Annotated in this window: 12 protein-coding genes and 4 tRNA genes; 5 read left to right on the top strand and 11 right to left on the bottom strand. The window is 60.4% G+C overall.

Annotation, left to right across the window (positions count from 1 at the left end; genetic code table 11):
* Nucleotides 1-4: 4 nt before the first annotated feature.
* Nucleotides 5-2,116 (top strand): LUD domain-containing protein, encoded by a 2,112-nt coding sequence (locus HUU46_18035; protein NUM55549.1) that lies wholly within the window; start codon nt 5-7, stop codon nt 2,114-2,116.
* Between the two features lie 321 nt (nt 2,117-2,437).
* On the opposite strand, the gene HUU46_18030 is transcribed toward HUU46_18035, so the two are convergent.
* The 6 genes from HUU46_18030 to HUU46_18005 form a co-directional block, all read right to left on the bottom strand.
* Nucleotides 2,438-3,016, bottom strand: coding sequence for a response regulator (locus tag HUU46_18030; protein ID NUM55548.1), 579 nt, complete (start codon nt 3,014-3,016; stop codon nt 2,438-2,440).
* Nucleotides 3,017-3,159: 143 nt separating this feature from the next.
* Nucleotides 3,160-3,235: transfer RNA gene (locus tag HUU46_18025), tRNA-Thr, on the bottom strand.
* An 8-nt stretch (nt 3,236-3,243) separates the two neighbouring features.
* A tRNA-Phe gene (locus HUU46_18020) sits at nt 3,244-3,319 on the bottom strand.
* Between the two features lie 74 nt (nt 3,320-3,393).
* Nucleotides 3,394-4,311, bottom strand: coding sequence for a response regulator (locus HUU46_18015; GenBank protein ID NUM55547.1), 918 nt, complete (start codon nt 4,309-4,311; stop codon nt 3,394-3,396).
* A 40-nt stretch (nt 4,312-4,351) separates the two neighbouring features.
* Nucleotides 4,352-4,434, bottom strand: a tRNA-Leu gene (locus HUU46_18010).
* An 80-nt stretch (nt 4,435-4,514) separates the two neighbouring features.
* Nucleotides 4,515-4,590: transfer RNA gene (locus tag HUU46_18005), tRNA-Cys, on the bottom strand.
* 138 nt (nt 4,591-4,728) lie between these two features.
* Here HUU46_18005 and HUU46_18000 point away from each other — a divergent pair.
* A complete protein-coding gene (locus HUU46_18000) occupies nt 4,729-5,700 on the top strand; it encodes an ROK family protein (protein ID NUM55546.1) in 972 nt (323 codons plus the stop codon).
* A gap of 47 nt (nt 5,701-5,747) precedes the next feature.
* On the opposite strand, the gene HUU46_17995 is transcribed toward HUU46_18000, so the two are convergent.
* Together HUU46_17995 and HUU46_17990 are read right to left on the bottom strand one after the other, a co-directional pair.
* Nucleotides 5,748-7,349 (bottom strand): tetratricopeptide repeat protein, encoded by a 1,602-nt coding sequence (locus HUU46_17995; protein ID NUM55545.1) that lies wholly within the window; start codon nt 7,347-7,349, stop codon nt 5,748-5,750.
* A 15-nt stretch (nt 7,350-7,364) separates the two neighbouring features.
* On the bottom strand, nt 7,365-9,020 hold the full coding sequence (locus tag HUU46_17990; protein NUM55544.1) for an alpha-keto acid decarboxylase family protein: 1,656 nt from the start codon (nt 9,018-9,020) through the stop codon (nt 7,365-7,367).
* Between the two features lie 139 nt (nt 9,021-9,159).
* Here HUU46_17990 and HUU46_17985 point away from each other — a divergent pair, with 139 nt between their 5' ends.
* Genes HUU46_17985 through HUU46_17975 form a run of 3 tightly spaced genes read left to right on the top strand, consistent with a single transcriptional unit; the run spans nt 9,160 to nt 10,734 of the window.
* Nucleotides 9,160-9,852, top strand: coding sequence for a MotA/TolQ/ExbB proton channel family protein (locus tag HUU46_17985; GenBank protein NUM55543.1), 693 nt, complete (start codon nt 9,160-9,162; stop codon nt 9,850-9,852).
* Nucleotides 9,849-10,304 carry a biopolymer transporter ExbD gene (locus HUU46_17980; GenBank protein ID NUM55542.1) on the top strand — a complete coding sequence of 152 codons (456 nt, stop codon included), beginning with the start codon at nt 9,849-9,851 and terminating at the stop codon, nt 10,302-10,304. Before HUU46_17985 ends, HUU46_17980 begins: the two co-directional genes overlap by 4 nt.
* Nucleotides 10,291-10,734, top strand: coding sequence for a biopolymer transporter ExbD (locus HUU46_17975; protein NUM55541.1), 444 nt, complete (start codon nt 10,291-10,293; stop codon nt 10,732-10,734). Before HUU46_17980 ends, HUU46_17975 begins: the two co-directional genes overlap by 14 nt.
* Nucleotides 10,735-10,750: 16 nt before the next feature.
* Here HUU46_17975 and HUU46_17970 read toward each other — a convergent pair whose 3' ends face one another.
* The 3 genes from HUU46_17970 to HUU46_17960 are packed head-to-tail and all read right to left on the bottom strand — an operon-like array spanning nt 10,751 to nt 17,442.
* A complete protein-coding gene (locus HUU46_17970) occupies nt 10,751-11,905 on the bottom strand; it encodes a PilT/PilU family type 4a pilus ATPase (GenBank protein NUM55540.1) in 1,155 nt (384 codons plus the stop codon).
* A gap of 48 nt (nt 11,906-11,953) precedes the next feature.
* Complete coding sequence (locus HUU46_17965; protein ID NUM55539.1) at nt 11,954-13,405, bottom strand: DUF1501 domain-containing protein; 1,452 nt, start codon at nt 13,403-13,405, stop codon at nt 11,954-11,956.
* A 23-nt stretch (nt 13,406-13,428) separates the two neighbouring features.
* Nucleotides 13,429-17,442, bottom strand: a complete 4,014-nt coding sequence (locus HUU46_17960; GenBank protein ID NUM55538.1) for a DUF1553 domain-containing protein — start codon at nt 17,440-17,442, stop codon at nt 13,429-13,431.
* Nucleotides 17,443-17,756: the final 314 nt, after the last annotated feature.

The following is a 17,756-nucleotide window of genomic DNA, read 5'->3' as shown; positions in this document are numbered from 1 at the left end:
TAGCATGGCAACGGCCCGTTACGAACGACTCTTCTCCCGCATTCGCGAGTCCATCGAACATCCCAAGCACAGCCAAGCATTGATGCGCTGCATGCAGCGCGGTCGCGACAAGCGCGCGGAAGCGCTGGCTTTGTTGCCGGGTGGCGCTGCGTTCCGGGACGAAGTAAAAAAAACCAAGGACCGCTGCATCGATCGGCAGCCGGAGTTGCTCGATCGCTTCATCGAAAACACGCGCAAACGCGGCGCGAATGTGTTCCTCGCGAAGGACGGCGCGGCGGCGATCGACTATGTCCTGCGTCTGGCGAAGGACCGCGGCGCGAAGACCGTCGCGAAATCGAAATCGCTGACAACCGAGGAAATCGAGATCAATCATCCCTTGATTGAAGCGGGTCTGAAAGTTATCGAGACCGACTTGGGCGAGTTGATCATTCAATTGGTGAACGAGAAGCCCTACCACCTCGTGTTTCCTTCCGTACACAAAATGGCCGAGGACGTCGCGGAAATCTTCGCGAAGGCGACCGGCAAACCCGTCAGCAGCGACATCCCGTCGATCATGAAAGTGGTTCAGGCGTACCTGCGCCCGATCTTTCTCGAAGCCGATATCGGCATGACCGGCGCAAATATAGGCGTCGCCGAGAACGGCGCGATCGTCATCGAGACAAACGAAGGCAATGCGCGCCTCGTATCGAGCATCGGCGATTGCCACGTTTGCGTGATGGGCATGGAAAAGATCGTCGAGACGGTCGAGGACGCGATGCTGATGGTGTTGGCGCACCCCGTCAGCGCGTCAGGCCAACTGCCAACGACGTACGTCACCTGGATGGCCGGGCGTTCGCCCTTGGGCAAAGGCGACGGCCGCGCGCCGCGCGAATCACACATCGTAATTCTCGATAACGGCCGCGCGCGGATGCGCGACGATCCGGCTATGCGCGAATCGCTCAACTGCATACGTTGCGGCGCGTGCATGAACGTCTGTCCCACGTACGGCGTCGTGGGCGGCCACACGTTTGGCTATATCTATCCCGGCCCAATTGGCATTCCGTGGACCGCCGAAGTGCACGGACTCGAAAAGGCGGGCGACTTTGCGTCCTTGTGCATCTCCTGCGGGCTGTGCAAGGAGATCTGCCCCGCGCAGATCGACATGCCGATGATGATCGCCGAGGTCAAACACCGCGACGCGAAAACGCACGGGCGCCCGCGCGTCGATCGCGTCATGATGGGTGCGGACAATGCGGCGAGGCTGGCCAGCGCCGTCGCCCCCGTCGCCAATGTCGTGATGAAGAGCAAAGCGGTTCGCGGCATCATGGAAAGGGTCTCCGGAATTTGCTCGAAGCGCGCGCTCCCGGAATTCAAGCGCGACACGTTTATGAAACGGTTCGCCCGGCACATATCCACCACGCGTGACGCCAAGCACAAGGTCGCCTTCTTCGTCGACGTCTACGCGAACTACAACGCGCCCGAACTCGGAATGGCCGCGGTGAGCGCGCTGGAAGATGCCGGCTGCGACGTAATCGTGCCGGAACAACGCTCGAGCGGTTACCCATACATCGCGTATGGCGACCTCGATCGCGCCCGCGAGACCGCCGCGTACAACGTCGCGCGGCTTGCGCCGTATGCGGAGCAGGGTTACGACATCGTCGCAACCGAACCGACCGCGGCGTATGCGCTCAAGGTCTCGTATCCTAAATTGCTGCAAAAGAGCAGGAAGTCGCAAAGAGTCGCGTCGGCGACGCACGAGATTTTCGAGTACCTACTGACGATCGAATCGGAAGCCGGCGCCGCGTCTTCGCATTTGTCCGGCAGGCGGTATGCCTTTCACGTCTCCTGTCATCAACGCCCGTTAGGATCGGGCCACGGCGCGATGGAATGGCTGCGAAAACGTGGTGCAACGGTTGAACTGGTGGAAACCGGCACCTGCTGTGGCATGGGCGGCACATTCGGCCTGAAGGGCGGCGCCCTGGGCTACGAACTCTCGATGACTGTGGGGAAGCCGCTATTTGCCTTGTTCAATGCATCGAATGCCGAGGCTATCGTCACGGAGAGCAGTGTGTGCGCGATTCAACTCGCGGAAGGCACAGGACTCCCCGTTATACATCCGCTCGCATTGCTCGGGTAAGAAAAACAAAAAAAGGCGGCCATGGCTCTGCCACGCCCGCCTCAACAGGTCGTAATCGTCAAAAAACTCAGAGGGTCAACTTATTACCAACCGTTACCGTCGATACCATTCGGAAAGCTGAGACCGCCACCGACGAGCACCCAGAAAATCAGGAACGGCCACAAGAGAAGCCACAACAGAAACATAACCAACGTCCTCCTTTCGCGTTTGTCGTTTGGCCCCTTTGGCTTAGAGGCTGAAGAAAGTCTAGCACAAGGGGATCGCCAAGTCAAGATTTAGACATTTTGCCCGCGCTGACCCAATCCGTTGTGCATAAGACGGTTAGCTGACTTCCACCCCGACTTTCGCCAGTGCCCGCCGCAGATCGTCCGGCGTGAACGGCTTGGTCAACGTCGCAGCCGCTCCGTGCTCGATCGCACGGTTCGCAAGTTCCTTGTCCTCCGCCGCGGCCACGCCAACGATGCGCGCGCCCGAAATCTCCGGGATGTCCTTGACCCGGCGAATCACCTCAAGCGGATCGATGCCCCCAAGCCGGAGGTCCAGGAAGATGACATCGGGCGCAAACGACGCCACCAAACGCCCGGCATCGAAGGCGTCAAACGCCGTTTCAACGTGGAATGGCGAGCGTGCGCGTTCCAACAGCCGCTTCACGACCTGCGCGACCGTCCGCTCCGGATCGATGAGAAGTATCCGGACGCCGGCGGCATTCAAGTCACCATGAACGGGGATGCTGTTCTCGCGGAGGAATTGGACGAGGTCCTCCCTGCGAATGCGCCGGTGCCCGCCCGGCGTCTTGAAAACGGTGATCCTGCCGGCCTCGGCCCATTTGCGAATGGTGTCGGCAGTGACGTGACAGTATTTGGCGACTTCAGAGGTGCTGAACGACTGTTTGATTTCCATAAATGCGGCATCACCTGCGAGACGACGGCAGTAAGAAATCCAACGCAGGAACCGTGCGGTCCACATCCGACCGCTACGGCCACGATTCCTTCCGCGAAGAACCCCTGGTCCCGTTCGCCCAACGCTGCTACTAAGTTGAACAGTGGAGCTGGATCGGGGAATCGAACCCCGGACCTCATCATTACGAGTGATGCGCTCTACCGACTGAGCTAATCCAGCCTATAAAATGGTGCCAAGGGCCAGAATCGAACTGGCGACACGCGGATTTTCAGTCCGCTGCTCTACCAACTGAGCTACCTCGGCACGCACAAAGTAAGAGAATACGAAACGCACGCGGGCAAGTCAAGCACTGCGCAAGCCTAGTGTGGCGTAACGGGTTACGCGGTGGGGCCGCGGCGATCGGCAAACACGCCGCCCTGCTTCGAATTCAGCGCCATGGACCGAAGGCGGGAAAGCAATTCAAAGAGGTTTTGCGGCGATACCGTTTCCTTGTTGTCGCAATTCGCCACACAAAAAAGCACATCGAGCGCCTTTTCCTTGCCCGCGGCAAGATCCGGCGGCCGCTCGTTGCCGGTTACGGCGTGATAAAGCTTGCCAAGGTGCGCAGCCCAAACCTTGCGCACCCACGGGCAATAGGCGCGCATGTGTTTTCCGGGCATCATAACCATAAAGTGGCCGCCGCCCATGTGCCCGACGTACGCGACACCTTTCACGAGTTCCTGTGCGCACTGGTCCAGCGCGCGGCCAAGATGGCGCACCGCCTTATTGCGCCCTTCGTTGCCGTACTTCCGCCCGAACTCGCGCAGATTCAGTAACTCGCAGTGCGCCACGCAAAAGTTTTCCCGCGTGCTCACGCGCCGCTGCAATTCCCGTTTCGTCGCCTCCGCGCTTGGCAGCGACGTTAAATCGTCCATTGCCGTTCCCGCCGAACTCGTTCGCAGCAGCGACTCGATACGCTGCAGAAAATTCGTTATGTCGAACGGTTTCGAGACAAAGTCGTCCGCACCCTGCGACAATCCGTGGACGATTTCTTCCTCGTTGCTCATGGCGGACATGATGAGGATGGGTGTCGTGTACAGATCGGGATCGCGGCGCACACGGCGGCAGATTTCGAACCCCGATACGTGGGGCAGCATCACGTCAAGCACAATGAGGTCGTGCCGGTCGGACTGGAGCGTTTCCACGACCTTTTTGCCCGACCGGTGTACCGTGCAAACGTGACCGTTGCGGCCCAAATGCTCCGACACAACCTGACTTGTAGTGGGGTCGTCGTCGACGATGAGAATTTTGGCCACGCTACAACCCTATCTCACTGCCGCTCAAGCAATGGAAAAGTGGGCGAGGAGGGACTCGAACCCTCAAGCCCGTTGGGGCAGCGGATTTTAAGTCCGCCGTGTATGCCATTCCACCACTCGCCCGTACCGACCCGCGGGGGTCCCGTTCCGTCGCGGATAGGGGCGGCATTACTACTAGTTCCCTCTTCCGAGCCGAGAAAAAATGGAGGCGGCACCCGGACTCGAACCGGGGAATGAAGGCTTTGCAGGCCTCTGCCTTACCAACTTGGCTATGCCGCCACCCTCGTTGGGATCATATCGGAGGTTTTCGGAACCTGTCAAGAAATTGTCTCGTACTTGCACTCACGGAATGCACACTAAAAAAGAGCCTGCGGGTACAGGATTTCGTGTTATGCTCCGTTTTGGGAGGGAACACGCATGAAAAAGCCGCTCAAGCCGGGGGATCACATTGTCGGACTGGACATCGGCGGGACGAAGATGATGGCCTGTGTGTTCGACCACAAGTTCACGGTGGTCGGCCGCTGCCGCAAGAAGAGCAAGTCCAGTAAGCAGGAGTCCCCGGAGGCGCGAATCGAACGCGTGGTTAGAGAAGCCATCGACGACTCCGGCGGCAAGTCGGTCCGCGGCATCGGGGTAGGGTCGCCGGGTCCTCTCGATCCGAAGACCGGTATCATTATCGACACGCCAAACCTCGGTTGGAAAAAATTCCCACTGGGTGAAGTTCTCGCGAAGGCATTCAAAGTCCCGGTCGCGGTCGACAACGACGTGAACCTGGGAACGTATGGCGAATGGGTATTCGGAAAGGTCAAAGACTGCAAGGACGTCATCGGCCTGTTTCCGGGCACGGGCATCGGCGGCGGCATCATCGTCAACGGAAAGTTGTACCATGGCGCATCGGGCTCCGCGGGCGAAGTCGGACATATGACACTGGAAGTTGACGGGCCCTACTGCGGCTGCGGGAAGCGCGGTTGTCTTGAAGCGCTCGCTTCGCGCGTGGCGATCGCATCGGAAATCGCGGCATTGGCAGCGCGCGGCGATGCGCCGTACATTCTCGAAAACTGCGGTACGGACCTCGCCAACATTCGCAGCAGCGCCATCGCGAAAGCGATCGACGCCGGCGAGAAAATGGTGGAAGGCGTCGTCCGGAAGGCCGCGTTCTATACCGGCATCGCCGCCGCAAACCTCGTCAATATCTTCAGCCCGGAGGCCCTGGTTCTAGGGGGCGGGCTCGTCGAAGCCATGGAATCGCTCTACATGGAAGAGGTCACGCGCGCGCTGAAGATTCACACCATGCCGTTTCTGCTGAAGTTTGTAAAGGTCGTCCCCGCGAAGCTCGGAGACGACGCGGTGGCCATGGGCGCGGCGCATCTTATCGCGCAGCGACTGTAACCGTACCGTAGTGGTTTTGCAGTTACACTCGCCGTGCGCGGCATGGCTTATGGAGAAGCACTCGTATTCTCCCCGGTCTCCGGTAAGAGCGACTCGAGCGCTACAGGCAGCGTCGCCCCCAGCCGTTTCGCAACCGCGGCGTGCTGGCCCGCCTTCGCTACTTCTCCCCGGTCGAGTAACGTGTCGGCAAGCTCAATGTGCGTTTCCGGCTCCAACGGATTGATGGTAAGGGCACGGTTCAGTTTTTCAATCGCCGCGAGTGTATCACCGCGCTTTCGTTCCAATCTCGCGAAGTCTATCCAGGTGGCCGGGTTCGTCGAATCCAGTTCGATCGAGCGCACGAACGCTTTCGCCGCACCGTCCAAATCGCCGCGTTCGGTCAGTACTCGCCCCATACCCGCGTGAGCCAATGCGTTGCTTGGCGCCGCTTCGATGCATCTCTCGTATTTGTTCTGCGCGGCGTCCCACTTATTTTGCTTCTCGAGTATCGCACCGGAATTGACCAGCGCGTCGGCATGGTTAGGCGCCAAACGCAACACTCTATCGTACGCGGCCAGCGCCTCGTCGAGCTGCCCGCTGTCCTCCAACGGAAATGCGAGTCGAATGTACCCGTCGACATCCCCCGGCGCGAGCGCGGTATAGTTACGAAATGCCTCGATCGATGCGGCCAGGTCGCCATTCTCGTAGAGCACCTGTCCGAGATTAAACATCGACTCGGGCTGCTTGTCGCACAATTCAACCGCTTTGCGCAGCGCCTGCGCTGCCTTCGCGAGATCGCCCTTCGCGCGTAACGCCGCGCCGAGCCCACCGTATGCCTCCCGCAATTTCGGGTTCGAGCGAATAGCGGCGTGAAATGCATTGATGGCCCGGTCGATGTGTCCTACCTTCGCAAAGTGAAAACCGAGTGCCGCGTGCGCTTCGGCATGATCGGGATCGAATTTCAATGCGTGTTGAAAGCACGCCTGAGCGAAATCGAGTTTGCCTTGCGCCGACACCGCTCCGCCAGTTTGCGTCAAGAGCACGGCCACGGCTTCGCGCGTAGAAACGGGTTTGTAGTCCTCCGGATTCAGACACGGAAACGGCAAGTACTCCGAGAGATAATCAACGCTGTCGTGAACCTTTCCGCGTTGCGTGGTCTCGACGTAGTAGCGGTCGCACCGCACGAGCACGTGCCCATGCCCGGAGACCAATTGCATCGGCAATCCAATGCGTTCGCCGAGCGCGACATAGAGCGCGCTCATGGAAACGCAGTTCCATTGGCGCTTGTCAATCGCGTCGGCAAATGAAACGAACACGTCGGCGGGGCGCAAGTCACGATTGGCGAATCCCCAATGGGTGTAGACAAATTCCGCGATCGTCGCCAGTTTGGCTTCGACGCCGGCCGCTGGGGCCAGGGCGGGTTTGAGTTCCGAGGCAAGCGAATCCAAGCGCTCTGCGTATAGCGGCGCGTCGACGCTCGCGTCAAGCGCGTGGGCGATAATCAACGCACACGCGCCCAACTCGGTTTGTTGGCCGCCGGTCTCGAGGGGTACAAGCGCCGCGAGGGGGTCGGCGCCTGGTTCCACGGCATTCGCGCCGGGCAGCAGCAATAGCGTCAGCGCGAAAAAGCGCCAACCCCATGTCGAACCCGCATCACAATCCGTGTACATTCGCGCGATCCGTGGTCAGCTTTTCGTCTTCGATTTCTTCACGCGCTTGCCGAGGCTGCGCCCCAATCGTTCCATCGCGCGCGAACTGTCGTACGGGTCAAGGTGCACATTGATGATTGAGAACCCTTCGTCATTCTCGTTTGCCTGCGCGAGCGCCGCGTCAAATTCCGCTTCGGTGCGCGCCTCGGCCCCCCACCCCGCGCCGAGCAATTCGGGCATTCGGTGGTACTGCCAGTTGAGGATATCGTTGTACGGTCCATCGTCAATGAATCGCTCGGTGCTGTACCCTTTGTTGTTCAGTACGATAACAATCGGGTTCAGCTTATGGCGCACGATCGTCGCCAGTTCCTGGCCCGTCATTTGAAACGCGCCGTCACCGACAAAAACGATGGGCCGCAGTTTGCGCTTGTTAACGTGCGCGCCGAGCGCGGCGGGGATTGCGAATCCCATTGATGCGTAGTAGGACGGCCCGAGGAACTCGGTGTGGCTTCGCACCGTCAAATCCGACGCGCCAAACAGACTGTCGCCGACGTCGCAAATGACAATGTGGTCGTCGCTCAGCATCGAATCAATCCGTTCGAACAAGCGGCGTACCGTCATGGTGTTCCGCGGTTTGGTCTTGAACTCGACGCGCTTCGGCGGTTTTGGCTTCGCCCGCGACGCGTTACGTTTCGGCAGCGCGTCAACCAGTCCGTCGATAAAGTCGCGCAGTTGAATTCCCTCGTACACGTGCCGCTTGATACCGATTCGTTCCGCGCTCGCATGAATGGTTTTAGCCGGATCGAGTTTGGCCGTGAAGATGCCGAGATCAATGTCCGTCAAAAACGCGCCGAGAATCACCAGGCAATCTGCGCGTTCGACCGTCCTGCGCACGTCGTCTCGGCCCATTGCGCCGGCGTACACACCGATATAGCCGGGGTGGTCTTCCTCGATCATCGATTTGCCGAGCAGGGTGGATGCGACGGGTATGCCCGTGTGGTCGACCAGGCGTACCAGCAGATTCTGCAGTCCGAACCGGTGAATCTCGACGCCGCCGAGAATCACCGGGCGCTTGGCCTTCCGCAACATCTCGACCGCCTCGGCGACTGCTTCCTTCAGCGTTTGGGTATCGCTTTTCGCGCGGTCGAACTTCCACGGTTTCGGCGCCGCGCACGGGACCATGGCCATGTCGCGCGGGATTTCGATGTAAACCGGGCGCTTCTGGCGGATGCACGCATCCAGCGCAAAGTCGATTTGTTCCGGCGCGTCTTCCGCGTTTTCGAGCGCGACGGCCGCCACCGTCACGCGCTCGTAAATCATCCGCTGCGTGTTGTAGTCCCGGACCTTGTGGTGGAGGAACGGCGAGCGTTCACGCTCGCCGAGGCCCGGCGCGCCGCTAATGAGGATGAGCGGCGACTTCTCCGCGTAGGCGCCGGCCACCGCGTTCAGCGCGTTGAACCCTCCCACGCAGTACGTGATGCATACGGCGCCGAGTCCATTCACGCGGGCATACGCATCGCCCGCGAACCCCGCACCAATCTCCGTGCACGTGCCTACAACCTCCAGCGGACTGGCCACGAGCTGATCGTAGAACCCAAGCACATAGTCGCCCGGCACGCCAAAGACGTGTTTCACGCCCAATTCTTCCAGCCTGCGGATCAGGTAGTCGCCTACGGTTGTACGTGGTGGCATATGGATGAACTCCGGAATTTCGGTCTTGCGCACACCAACACAATGCCGTGCTTCACGGGCTTCTGCAACTCGACCCACCGCTTTTGGTATAGTACCCGCGTGGCTGGGTGGGTCCGGTCATTATTGAGCGTGGTGGGGCATGAAAATCCTTTGGTTTGCGATAATGTACGACTGGCCGGTGCTGACACCGATCATATTCTGTTCGGTATTGTGCCTGGCTGTAATGATCGAACGATACTGGTTCTTTCGGAAGAACCGTGTGAATACCGCGGACTTCATCCATACGCTCCAGCGCGAACTCGATAACGGACTCGACCACGCGAAGGCGGCGGCGGAAAAACAGAAGGGTATACTCGGCGAACTCGCCGCGGAAGGCATTGTCATCGTCGGCAAGCACCCGGAGCGTTTCGAGCCGATGTTTGACGTGACAACCTCGCTGGCGATGCGCGAGCTCGATCGCAACCTCGCCGTACTCGGAACGATCGCGACGGTCGCGCCCTACCTCGGCCTGTTCGGCACCGTGGTGCGGATTCTCCTCACGTTCGGTGAACTGTCGCAGGAAGCTGGTGGCAATGTCGCCAACGTCATGTTCGGCATTGGGTCCGCTCTGGTGGCCACCGCGGCGGGTCTTGGCGTGGCGATCGCCGCGGTCGCTCTAAACAACTACTTCCGAACGCTGGTGGAGAAGTTCGCGGGTGACTTCGAGGTGCTTAAGCTCGTCCTTCTCAGCGTTGTCGGCGGCGGTTCAACGCGCGCCCAACGCACTGTAGCTGCCGCGCAGTACGCGCGCCGTCCCACCGATCCCCGGCTCGCCCAACAAGACCGTCCATGAATCACGTCGATCGCGGCAAGAAGCACGTTTTTGGCGAGATCAACATCACGCCCCTGACGGACATTTTTCTTGTTCTGCTCATCATTGTCATCGTGGTCGCACCATACATGACGAATGCGCGGCGCGACATCAAAATGCCACGCATCACCACTGGCGACAGCGTCGAACAGAAATGGCTCACCGTTGAAATCACCAACGACGGCGGGTACTTCATCGACGCGATCTCGATTGAGCCCGATGCACTGGCGGACACGCTTCGGTCGCGAATTGCGTCCGTTCCCGAAAAATTTCTCGTCGTACGCGGCGATCGCGGATCGAAGAGCAAGGCCGTGATGCACCTCTTCCAAGCCGCGAAGGATGCGGGGTTCGAGCGCGTCATGCTCGCTGGGGAAGCGGACGAGGGCGGCACTCGCTCAACTTCCGCAACGGAGGTCCCGCGTGAGGGCGCATAACAAGGGCGTGATGGACGAGATCAACATTACGCCGCTAACGGACATTTTCCTTGTGCTGCTGATCATCATGATGGTCGTCGCGCCGATGCTGAATTATCGCGCATTGCCCGTGCATTTTTCGTCCGCGAACGCGCAGGAGAGCAGGACCGAGACGGTCAAAATCATGTCCCTCGCAATTGCGGAGAACGGCGACATCCAGATTGAGGGCGAAATCACCGCCCGCGACCGCGTCAGACAGGTCCTGCAGGACAGGACAGCCGCCTTCCCCGATGGCGTGGAAATCGCCGTTGCGCCGGACGCGTCACTCGATGCGATGACCTTCGCGTTGAATGCAGTCCAGATGGCAGGCATCCAGAAAGTCGCCGTTACACAGCAGACGGAACCAGCAGCCGAAGGACCCAAGGCTGAAGCGACGCCGACGAAGAAGTGAGCGTTGCGCGATTCTGCTACGACGTAAAGTGGTGCGCCGGCTTCTTCAGTATTCCGCCGCGATCCCTGCTCGTGAAAATACCCTGAAGGTTCATCTTCAATTCCTCGGGATTGTCCGACGCCCAGATTGCCGTCTCCTCGTCGATCATGTGGCGGCGGACCAAATCCGCGAGGCTTCGGTTGAAGTTCTGCATACCTTCATCAATGCCGGCGGAAATGGCCGTGGGGATTTGGCGAATCTCGTTGTCACGAATCAACAGGGCAACGCCGGGATTGTTAAACATGACTTCGACCGCGGGCACCCGCCCCTTCCCGCCCGCCATTGGCAGCAGCCGTTGTGACACGACGGCCTGCAATTGCAGCGCGAGTTGCGAGCGAATCTGGTCCTGCTGGTTCGAAGGGAACAAGTCGAGGATGCGGTCGATCGTCATCATCACATTGGTCGTATGCAGGGTGCTCAATACAAGGTGGCCCGTTTCCGCGGCGCCGATGCACGTCTGAAACGTTTCGACGTCGCGCATTTCGCCGATGAGGATTACGTTTGGGTCCTCGCGCATCATCGCGCGCAACCCGGTCTTGAAGTCTTTCGTGTCGATCGACACTTCTCGCTGGCATACGCTGCACTTCCTGTCCGCGTGCAGGTACTCGATCGGGTCCTCGAGTGTGACGATATGCCCTTCGCGCTCTTCGTTGATTCGGTCGAGGATGGCGGCAAGCGTCGTCGATTTGCCGCTGCTCGTCGTGCCGGTGATTAGTACCAGTCCGCGCGGCAGAGACACGATGCGTTCCATCGCCTTGATCGGCAGATTGAGTTCGCTGAACGTCGGTATCTTCGATTTCACATAGCGCAGCACGACCGCAATCGTTCCCCGCTGCCGGAAGCAATTCACGCGGTAGCGCCCGACGCCCGGCATCGTGAGCGCGTGGTCCGCGTCGCCGGTGTGGAGAAATCGCTCGCGGCCTTCGGCGCCGAGAATCGTATCGAGGATACGCATCAAATCGTCGCGCGTGAGCGTGTCGAACTTGGTGAACCGCAACACGCCATCCACGCGAGTGGCCGGCGGGCGGCCCATTTTCAGGTGAATGTCGGATGCGCCTTGTTCAAGCGCGTATGAGAGGATTTTACGTAGCAGCGAATTGTCGGTGGCGGCGTGGCTGGCGTTCGGGTCCATGGCTCCCCCTTTCCGAACACCTCCGCAACGATTATACCACGTGAAATCCTAGGCGATGAGGCCTGGGAGCGTATTGCCGAATACGTCCGTGAGGCGGAAATCGCGGCCTTGATAGGGGAAGGTCAGTTTGAGATGGTCGATTCCCATCAGGTGGAGAATCGTCGCGTTGAAGTCGTGCACGTGGACGGGGTCCCGCGCGACGTTGTAACTAAAGTCGTCCGTCTCCCCATAGACCGTACCCGGCCGCGCGCCTCCCCCGGCCATCCACACGGTATAGCAGCGGCCATGGTGGTCGCGCCCGTAGGTTTCCTTTTGCAGGCCGCCTTGGCTATACACGGTGCGGCCAAACTCGCCGCCCCAGATAACGAGCGTATCTTCAAGCATGCCGCGCTGCTTCAAATCCTTAATGAGCGCCGCGCTCGGCTGGTCCGTATCCTGGGCCTGCGTCGAGATATCGCGCGGCAATTCCGCGTGCTGGTCCCACCCGCGATGAAAGAGCTGCACGAACCGCACGCCACGTTCCGCGAGCCGGCGCGCCAGAAGGCAATTTGCCGCGTAGCTGCCGGGACGCCGCACGTCCGGCCCGTACAAGTCGATAATGTGCTGCGGCTCGTTCGAGAAATCGACGAGTTCAGGTACCGACGTCTGCATGCGGTACGCCATTTCGTATTGGGCGATACGCGTTACGATTTCCGGGTCGGCGAATTCTTCGTACTGTTTTTCATTAAGCCGTGCCAGGCCGTCCAGCATGCGCCTCCGCGTGTCCGCGTCCACACCCGGCGGGTTCTTGATGTACAGGACCGGATCGCCCGACGATCGCAGGTTTACACCCTGGTGTTCGGCCGGCAGGAAGCCCGCGCCCCAAATGCGCGGATATAGCGGTTGCATGTTGACGCGCGGGTTGCCCTTCGAGATCAACACGCAGAACGACGGCAAATCGTTGTTCTCGCTGCCGAGCCCGTAGCTAAGCCACGCGCCCATGCTTGGACGCCCCGCGAGTTGCGCGCCCGTCGTAATGTACGTCGTCGCGGGATCGTGGTTGATCGCCTCTGTCGTCAGCGAGTTGATGACGCACATTTCGTCCGCGATGGACGCCATGTGCGGGATGATTTCGCTGAACCACGCGCCGCCGGGACCGTGTTGCGCAAACTTGAACTTGGACGCGACGACCGGAAAACTCTTCTGCTCGGAGGTCATCGTCGTGAGCCGCTGATTACCGCGCACGGACGGGGGCAACTCGGAACCGTGGCCCGCCTGCACGGTCGGCTTGAAATCGAATAGATCGAGTTGTGACGGTCCGCCGGATTGGAACAGGTAGATGATCCGCTTCGCTTTCGGCGCGAAGTGCGGAGAACCGATTGCGTGCTGCGCACCGCGCGCTTCGGCAAACATCGACGGACTTAACAGCGATCCCAACGCCGCCGTCCCAATGCCACACGCGCACCGCCCAAAAAACTGGCGGCGGGTGTGCATGACAGCGTTTTCGCCCAAGGGATTCATAGTACCTGCGGAGACCCTTCCACCTACCCTTTCGTCACCGTTTCGTCCAGATTCAAGATCATGCTCGCGATAGTCGTGTACGCGGCCAGTTCCGCGGCATCGAGCGTTTCGTCGCGCTTCGCTTCGCCGACGGAGAGCAACTCGAGCGCGGCGTCCGGCTTCGCGCGATATGTCTCGAGTTGCCTCGTGAACGTATCGACGAGCACCGTGCACTCCTCGCCCGCGGGCTTCCGCGCGGTCGCGAGCTGGAACGCGTAACTCATGCGCTCGAGCGGGTCCGGCCCCGCCTCTTTCATCATGCGTTCCGCGAGCATTCGCGACGCCTCGACGAACTGCGGATCGTTGAGCAGTGCGAGCGCCTGGAGCGGCGTATTCGTGCGCGCGCGCCGCGCCGTACACACCTCGCGGCTTGGCGCGTCGAAGATGAGCATCGACGGCGGCGGCGATTGGCGCTTCCAGAACGTGTACATGCTGCGCCGATACAACGCATCGCCGTGGTCCTGCTCGAAGTATTGGGCGGTATACGTCTTGTCGCCGTACGACACTTCTTCCCAGATGCCCTTCGGCTGATACGGTTTCACGCTCGGCCCGCCAATCGTTGGCACGAGCAGTCCGCTAACGGCGAGCGCGTTGTCGCGCACTATTTCGGCGTCCATGCGATAGCGCGGCCCGCGCGCAAGCAATCGGTTTTCGGGGTCCCGTTCGTTCAACTCCGGCGTAGACTTCGCAGACTGACGATAGGTCGCCGAAGTGACGATGAGCTTCTGCATCGCCTTCACGTCCCACCCGCTGCGGATGAACTCGAGTGCAAGCCAGTCCAACAGCTCTGGATGTGACGGCCATTCGCCCTGCACGCCGAAATCTTCCGTCGTCTTGACAAGCCCATCGCCGAAGTAATGTTGCCAATAGCGGTTCACCGTGACGCGCGCCGTGAGCGGGTGCGTTGGATCGACCAGCCATTTCGCAAGACCGAGCCGGTTCGCGGTGGTCTCCGCCGGCATGGGCGCAAGCGTCGTGAACACTGCGGGCTGCACTGTCTCTCCCGGCTGGTCGTATTGACCGCGCTTCAACATGAAAGTTTCGCGCGGCGTCTCGAGTTCCGCCATCACCATCGTCGTGGGCACGTCTTTTTCAATCGTCGCTTTCTTCTGGTTGAGGGCCGCGAGGTCCGCCTGGAGTGCGGGCCACTCGGACCAGTTCCGCGCGCGGAAATACTCCTGCAACGACGCCAACTGACCGTCCGTCCTCGCGGTCTCCGGCGCGATGAGGATTTGTTCGATCGAGATCGGAATATCGCCGACGGTTTCGTCTGTCTTTCGGAACGCGAACTGATAGGCATTACCGTAGTTCACGACTTTCATCAGCACGCGGTTCTCGCCTTCGACGAGGTTTGCAGTGACGATGTCCTGGTCGGCCTTCAGTGCGCGCTGTACGTTCTGATCCAGAACAACCTGTTCGTTGACCCAAATCTTGACGGCATCGTTCGTGCCCACGCCAAACGATATTGTCCGCGCGCTCCGCGCGGTAATGGTGCGGTAAAGGTACGTCGCCGCCACGTTGCCGCTCAGGTCGTGCGCTTCGCCATCCTTGAGGCCCGGCATCAACACCCACTTCGCGCGCTGATCGTCATAGGTTGCCGTTAAGTCGACGCCCTTTTCCGGATCGTACGCGGTCTCGTACGCGGTCTTGCCATCTTCCGCCACATACGGGCCGTTCACGTACCATGGGCCGAAGTCCGCCGGCGCCATGGACTGATCTTTTGTCAGTGAAAGCCGAAAGCGGCCGATGTTGTGTCCGGCGAACTTCGATTCCTGTTTTAGCCGAAACCGCAGCACCGATCCGCCCGCGTACCCGTACGGCCGCGACGTCGCGAAAACCGCCGTGCGCGCTTCTTTCTTCGCCTCGCCGTCGACGGACCAGCCGGTCTCTGGATTACCGTCTATCGCTTTTGCCACCTCGAAAGTTGACTGTGAAAAGTCCGCGTTGGCCGCGGCGAGCAGCACCCGGTCGAATTTTTCTGGATCGGACGCCGCCGCGATTTCGACCTCGAACTCGGTCAGTACAAAGTTAGAATTCTCCGCGCGGCCCGCACCTTTGCCCGGCAAGGTGTCGTCCTTCATTGCTTCGAGCCGGATGGCGGTGAAGTCCGTCACGTCGGTAGGCACAACGAACTCGTACGTGTCCTTCTCCGGGTTCGTCCCTTCGGCGAGGACCGACCGGTCGTATTGCTCCTTCAGCGTCGCGCCCCCGGTCGAAGTTACCGTCGCGGGATCGAGGACCTGCCAACGGGCGCGCACCTTCTCCCCCGCGCCTTTTTCCCATTCGGCCTGTGCCGCGTCAATCTCGGGAACGGGCCTCCGCAAGTTCGCGAGTGCGGCGTCCACTTCAATTTGCACCGCGTCCAACGCAACTTTCTGATCGGGCAGCGGCGCTTTAATGTGCGGAACCGCGTTGCCTTTGTTACCGTCGGACCCTTGCTCCGGCACCGAATTGAACAGGCCGAAGAACTGGTAAAAGTCTTTCATCGTGAACGGATCGAACTTGTGATCGTGACACTGCGCGCACCCGACCGTCAGGCCCATCCACACCGTGCCCGTCGTGTTCACGCGATCGACGACATACGCAACGCGATACTCTTCGGGTATGACGCCGCCTTCGAACGTAATCATGTGGTTGCGGTTGAATCCGGTCGCGATGCGTTGTTCGAGCGTGGGGTTCGGCAACAGGTCGCCCGCAAGCTGCTCGATGGTGAATTGGTCGAACGGCTGGTTTCGGTTGTACGCGTCGATCACCCAGTCGCGCCAACGCCACATGTACCGCTCGTTGTCCACATGATACCCATTCGTGTCCGCGTAGCGGCTCACATCGAGCCAGTAGCGCGCCATCTGCTCGCCGTAGTGCGGCGACGCGAGAATGCGGTCCACCGCCTTCTCGTATGCGTCCGGACTTGTGTCACTCAGGAATTGCTCGATTTCGCTCGGTGTCGGCGGCAGTCCGGTGAGGTCCAGCGTCGCCCGGCGGATCAACGTGGTCTTGTCCGCCTCCAACGCCGGCTCGAGCCCCTCGCGTTCGAGGCGCGCAACTATGAAATTGTCAATTGGGTTTCGCACCCAGTCCTTGTGCTCGACCGCGGGCACTTCATGCGCCACCGGCGGCACAAAGGCCCAGTGCTTCTCCATCTTGCCGCCCTGCTCAACCCACTTCTTGAGCAAGTCCACTTGCTTGGATGTCAGCGTCTTCCCAAAGCTTTCCGGCGGCATGCGGTCGGCGGCGTCGCTCGCGGTAACCCGGGCCACTAGTTCACTCGCCGACACGTCGCCGGGCACAACGGCCGTCTTGCCCGATTTGCCCGCCCTGTACGCGCTTTCGCCCTCATCAAAGCGCAGGTCCGCTTTCCGCTCCTTGTCGTCCGGCCCGTGGCACGCGAAACAATTGTTTGAGAGGATCGGGCGGATGTCCCGGTTAAAGTTCACGCGATCGGTGTCGTTCACAGCCGGGAGCGCTGCCACTTTCGCTTCGCCGGCTGGGGCAGGTTCTGGCTTCGATTGTTCGGGTGCGGGTGATTCGGTTTTGTCGTTCAGCGCACCGACAAGTTCCAACGCGCGCTCGTAAACCGCCAGTCTATCTGACAATTCCTTTTGCTGCTTGCGCGCTTCATCCAGTTTTTGTTGGAGGGCGGGTAGCGCGGAGTTGCTGTCTTCGGCTTCCTTCTTTGCGGCGTCGAGCTGCGCGGTCAGGTCCTTGACTTTTGCGTCAAGCTCCCCCGCTTTCTTGGAAGCCGCCTCCGCTTCGGCAGCGGCCGCATCCAGCGGGCCCTGCGAGTCCATGACCTGCTTGCGGATATCCTCAAGCCCCTGCTTCAGCGCCTCCTCCGCTTTCGACCGGGAGGCCGGGTCCGCTTCGAGCTTCTTCAGCAGCTCGACAATGGAATCGACCGACGGCGGTGCCGCTGCTTGAGCGGATGGCGGGTCGTCCGCCGCCGCGCCAAGATTGGCGCATAAACACAGACACGCGACAGAGTAGCAGCGCAAGAGCATCCTTCACATTCCTCCTGCGTACCATGATTCCAAAGCAGCGCCGAAAGGTCAATAGAAAATACAGGATTTCCTGTCTCGGCCTGCCGCCGGCACCCGGGACCCGGGAGCAACAACGACGCGCCGCAGGCAGTCGAGTGGCGCGAATGCAGATGGGAATAAACAACGCGGGCGGGACGATTGGTTTCGAGTCCAATCGTCCCGCCCCAATTCCTAAGAAGCGGCCTGCGAACTAGGAGGCAGCCTCTTCTTCGCACAGAGTCTCGACGAAGTCCAAAATCCGGGCGAAGATGTCGCCGATGTACGGGATTTCGGTC

Source organism: Candidatus Hydrogenedentota bacterium, from assembly GCA_013359265.1.
Classification (GTDB): domain Bacteria; phylum Hydrogenedentota; class Hydrogenedentia; order Hydrogenedentales; family SLHB01; genus JABWCD01.
Note: the sequence above shows the minus strand (reverse complement) of the source record. Positions and strands in the feature narration are given on the sequence as shown.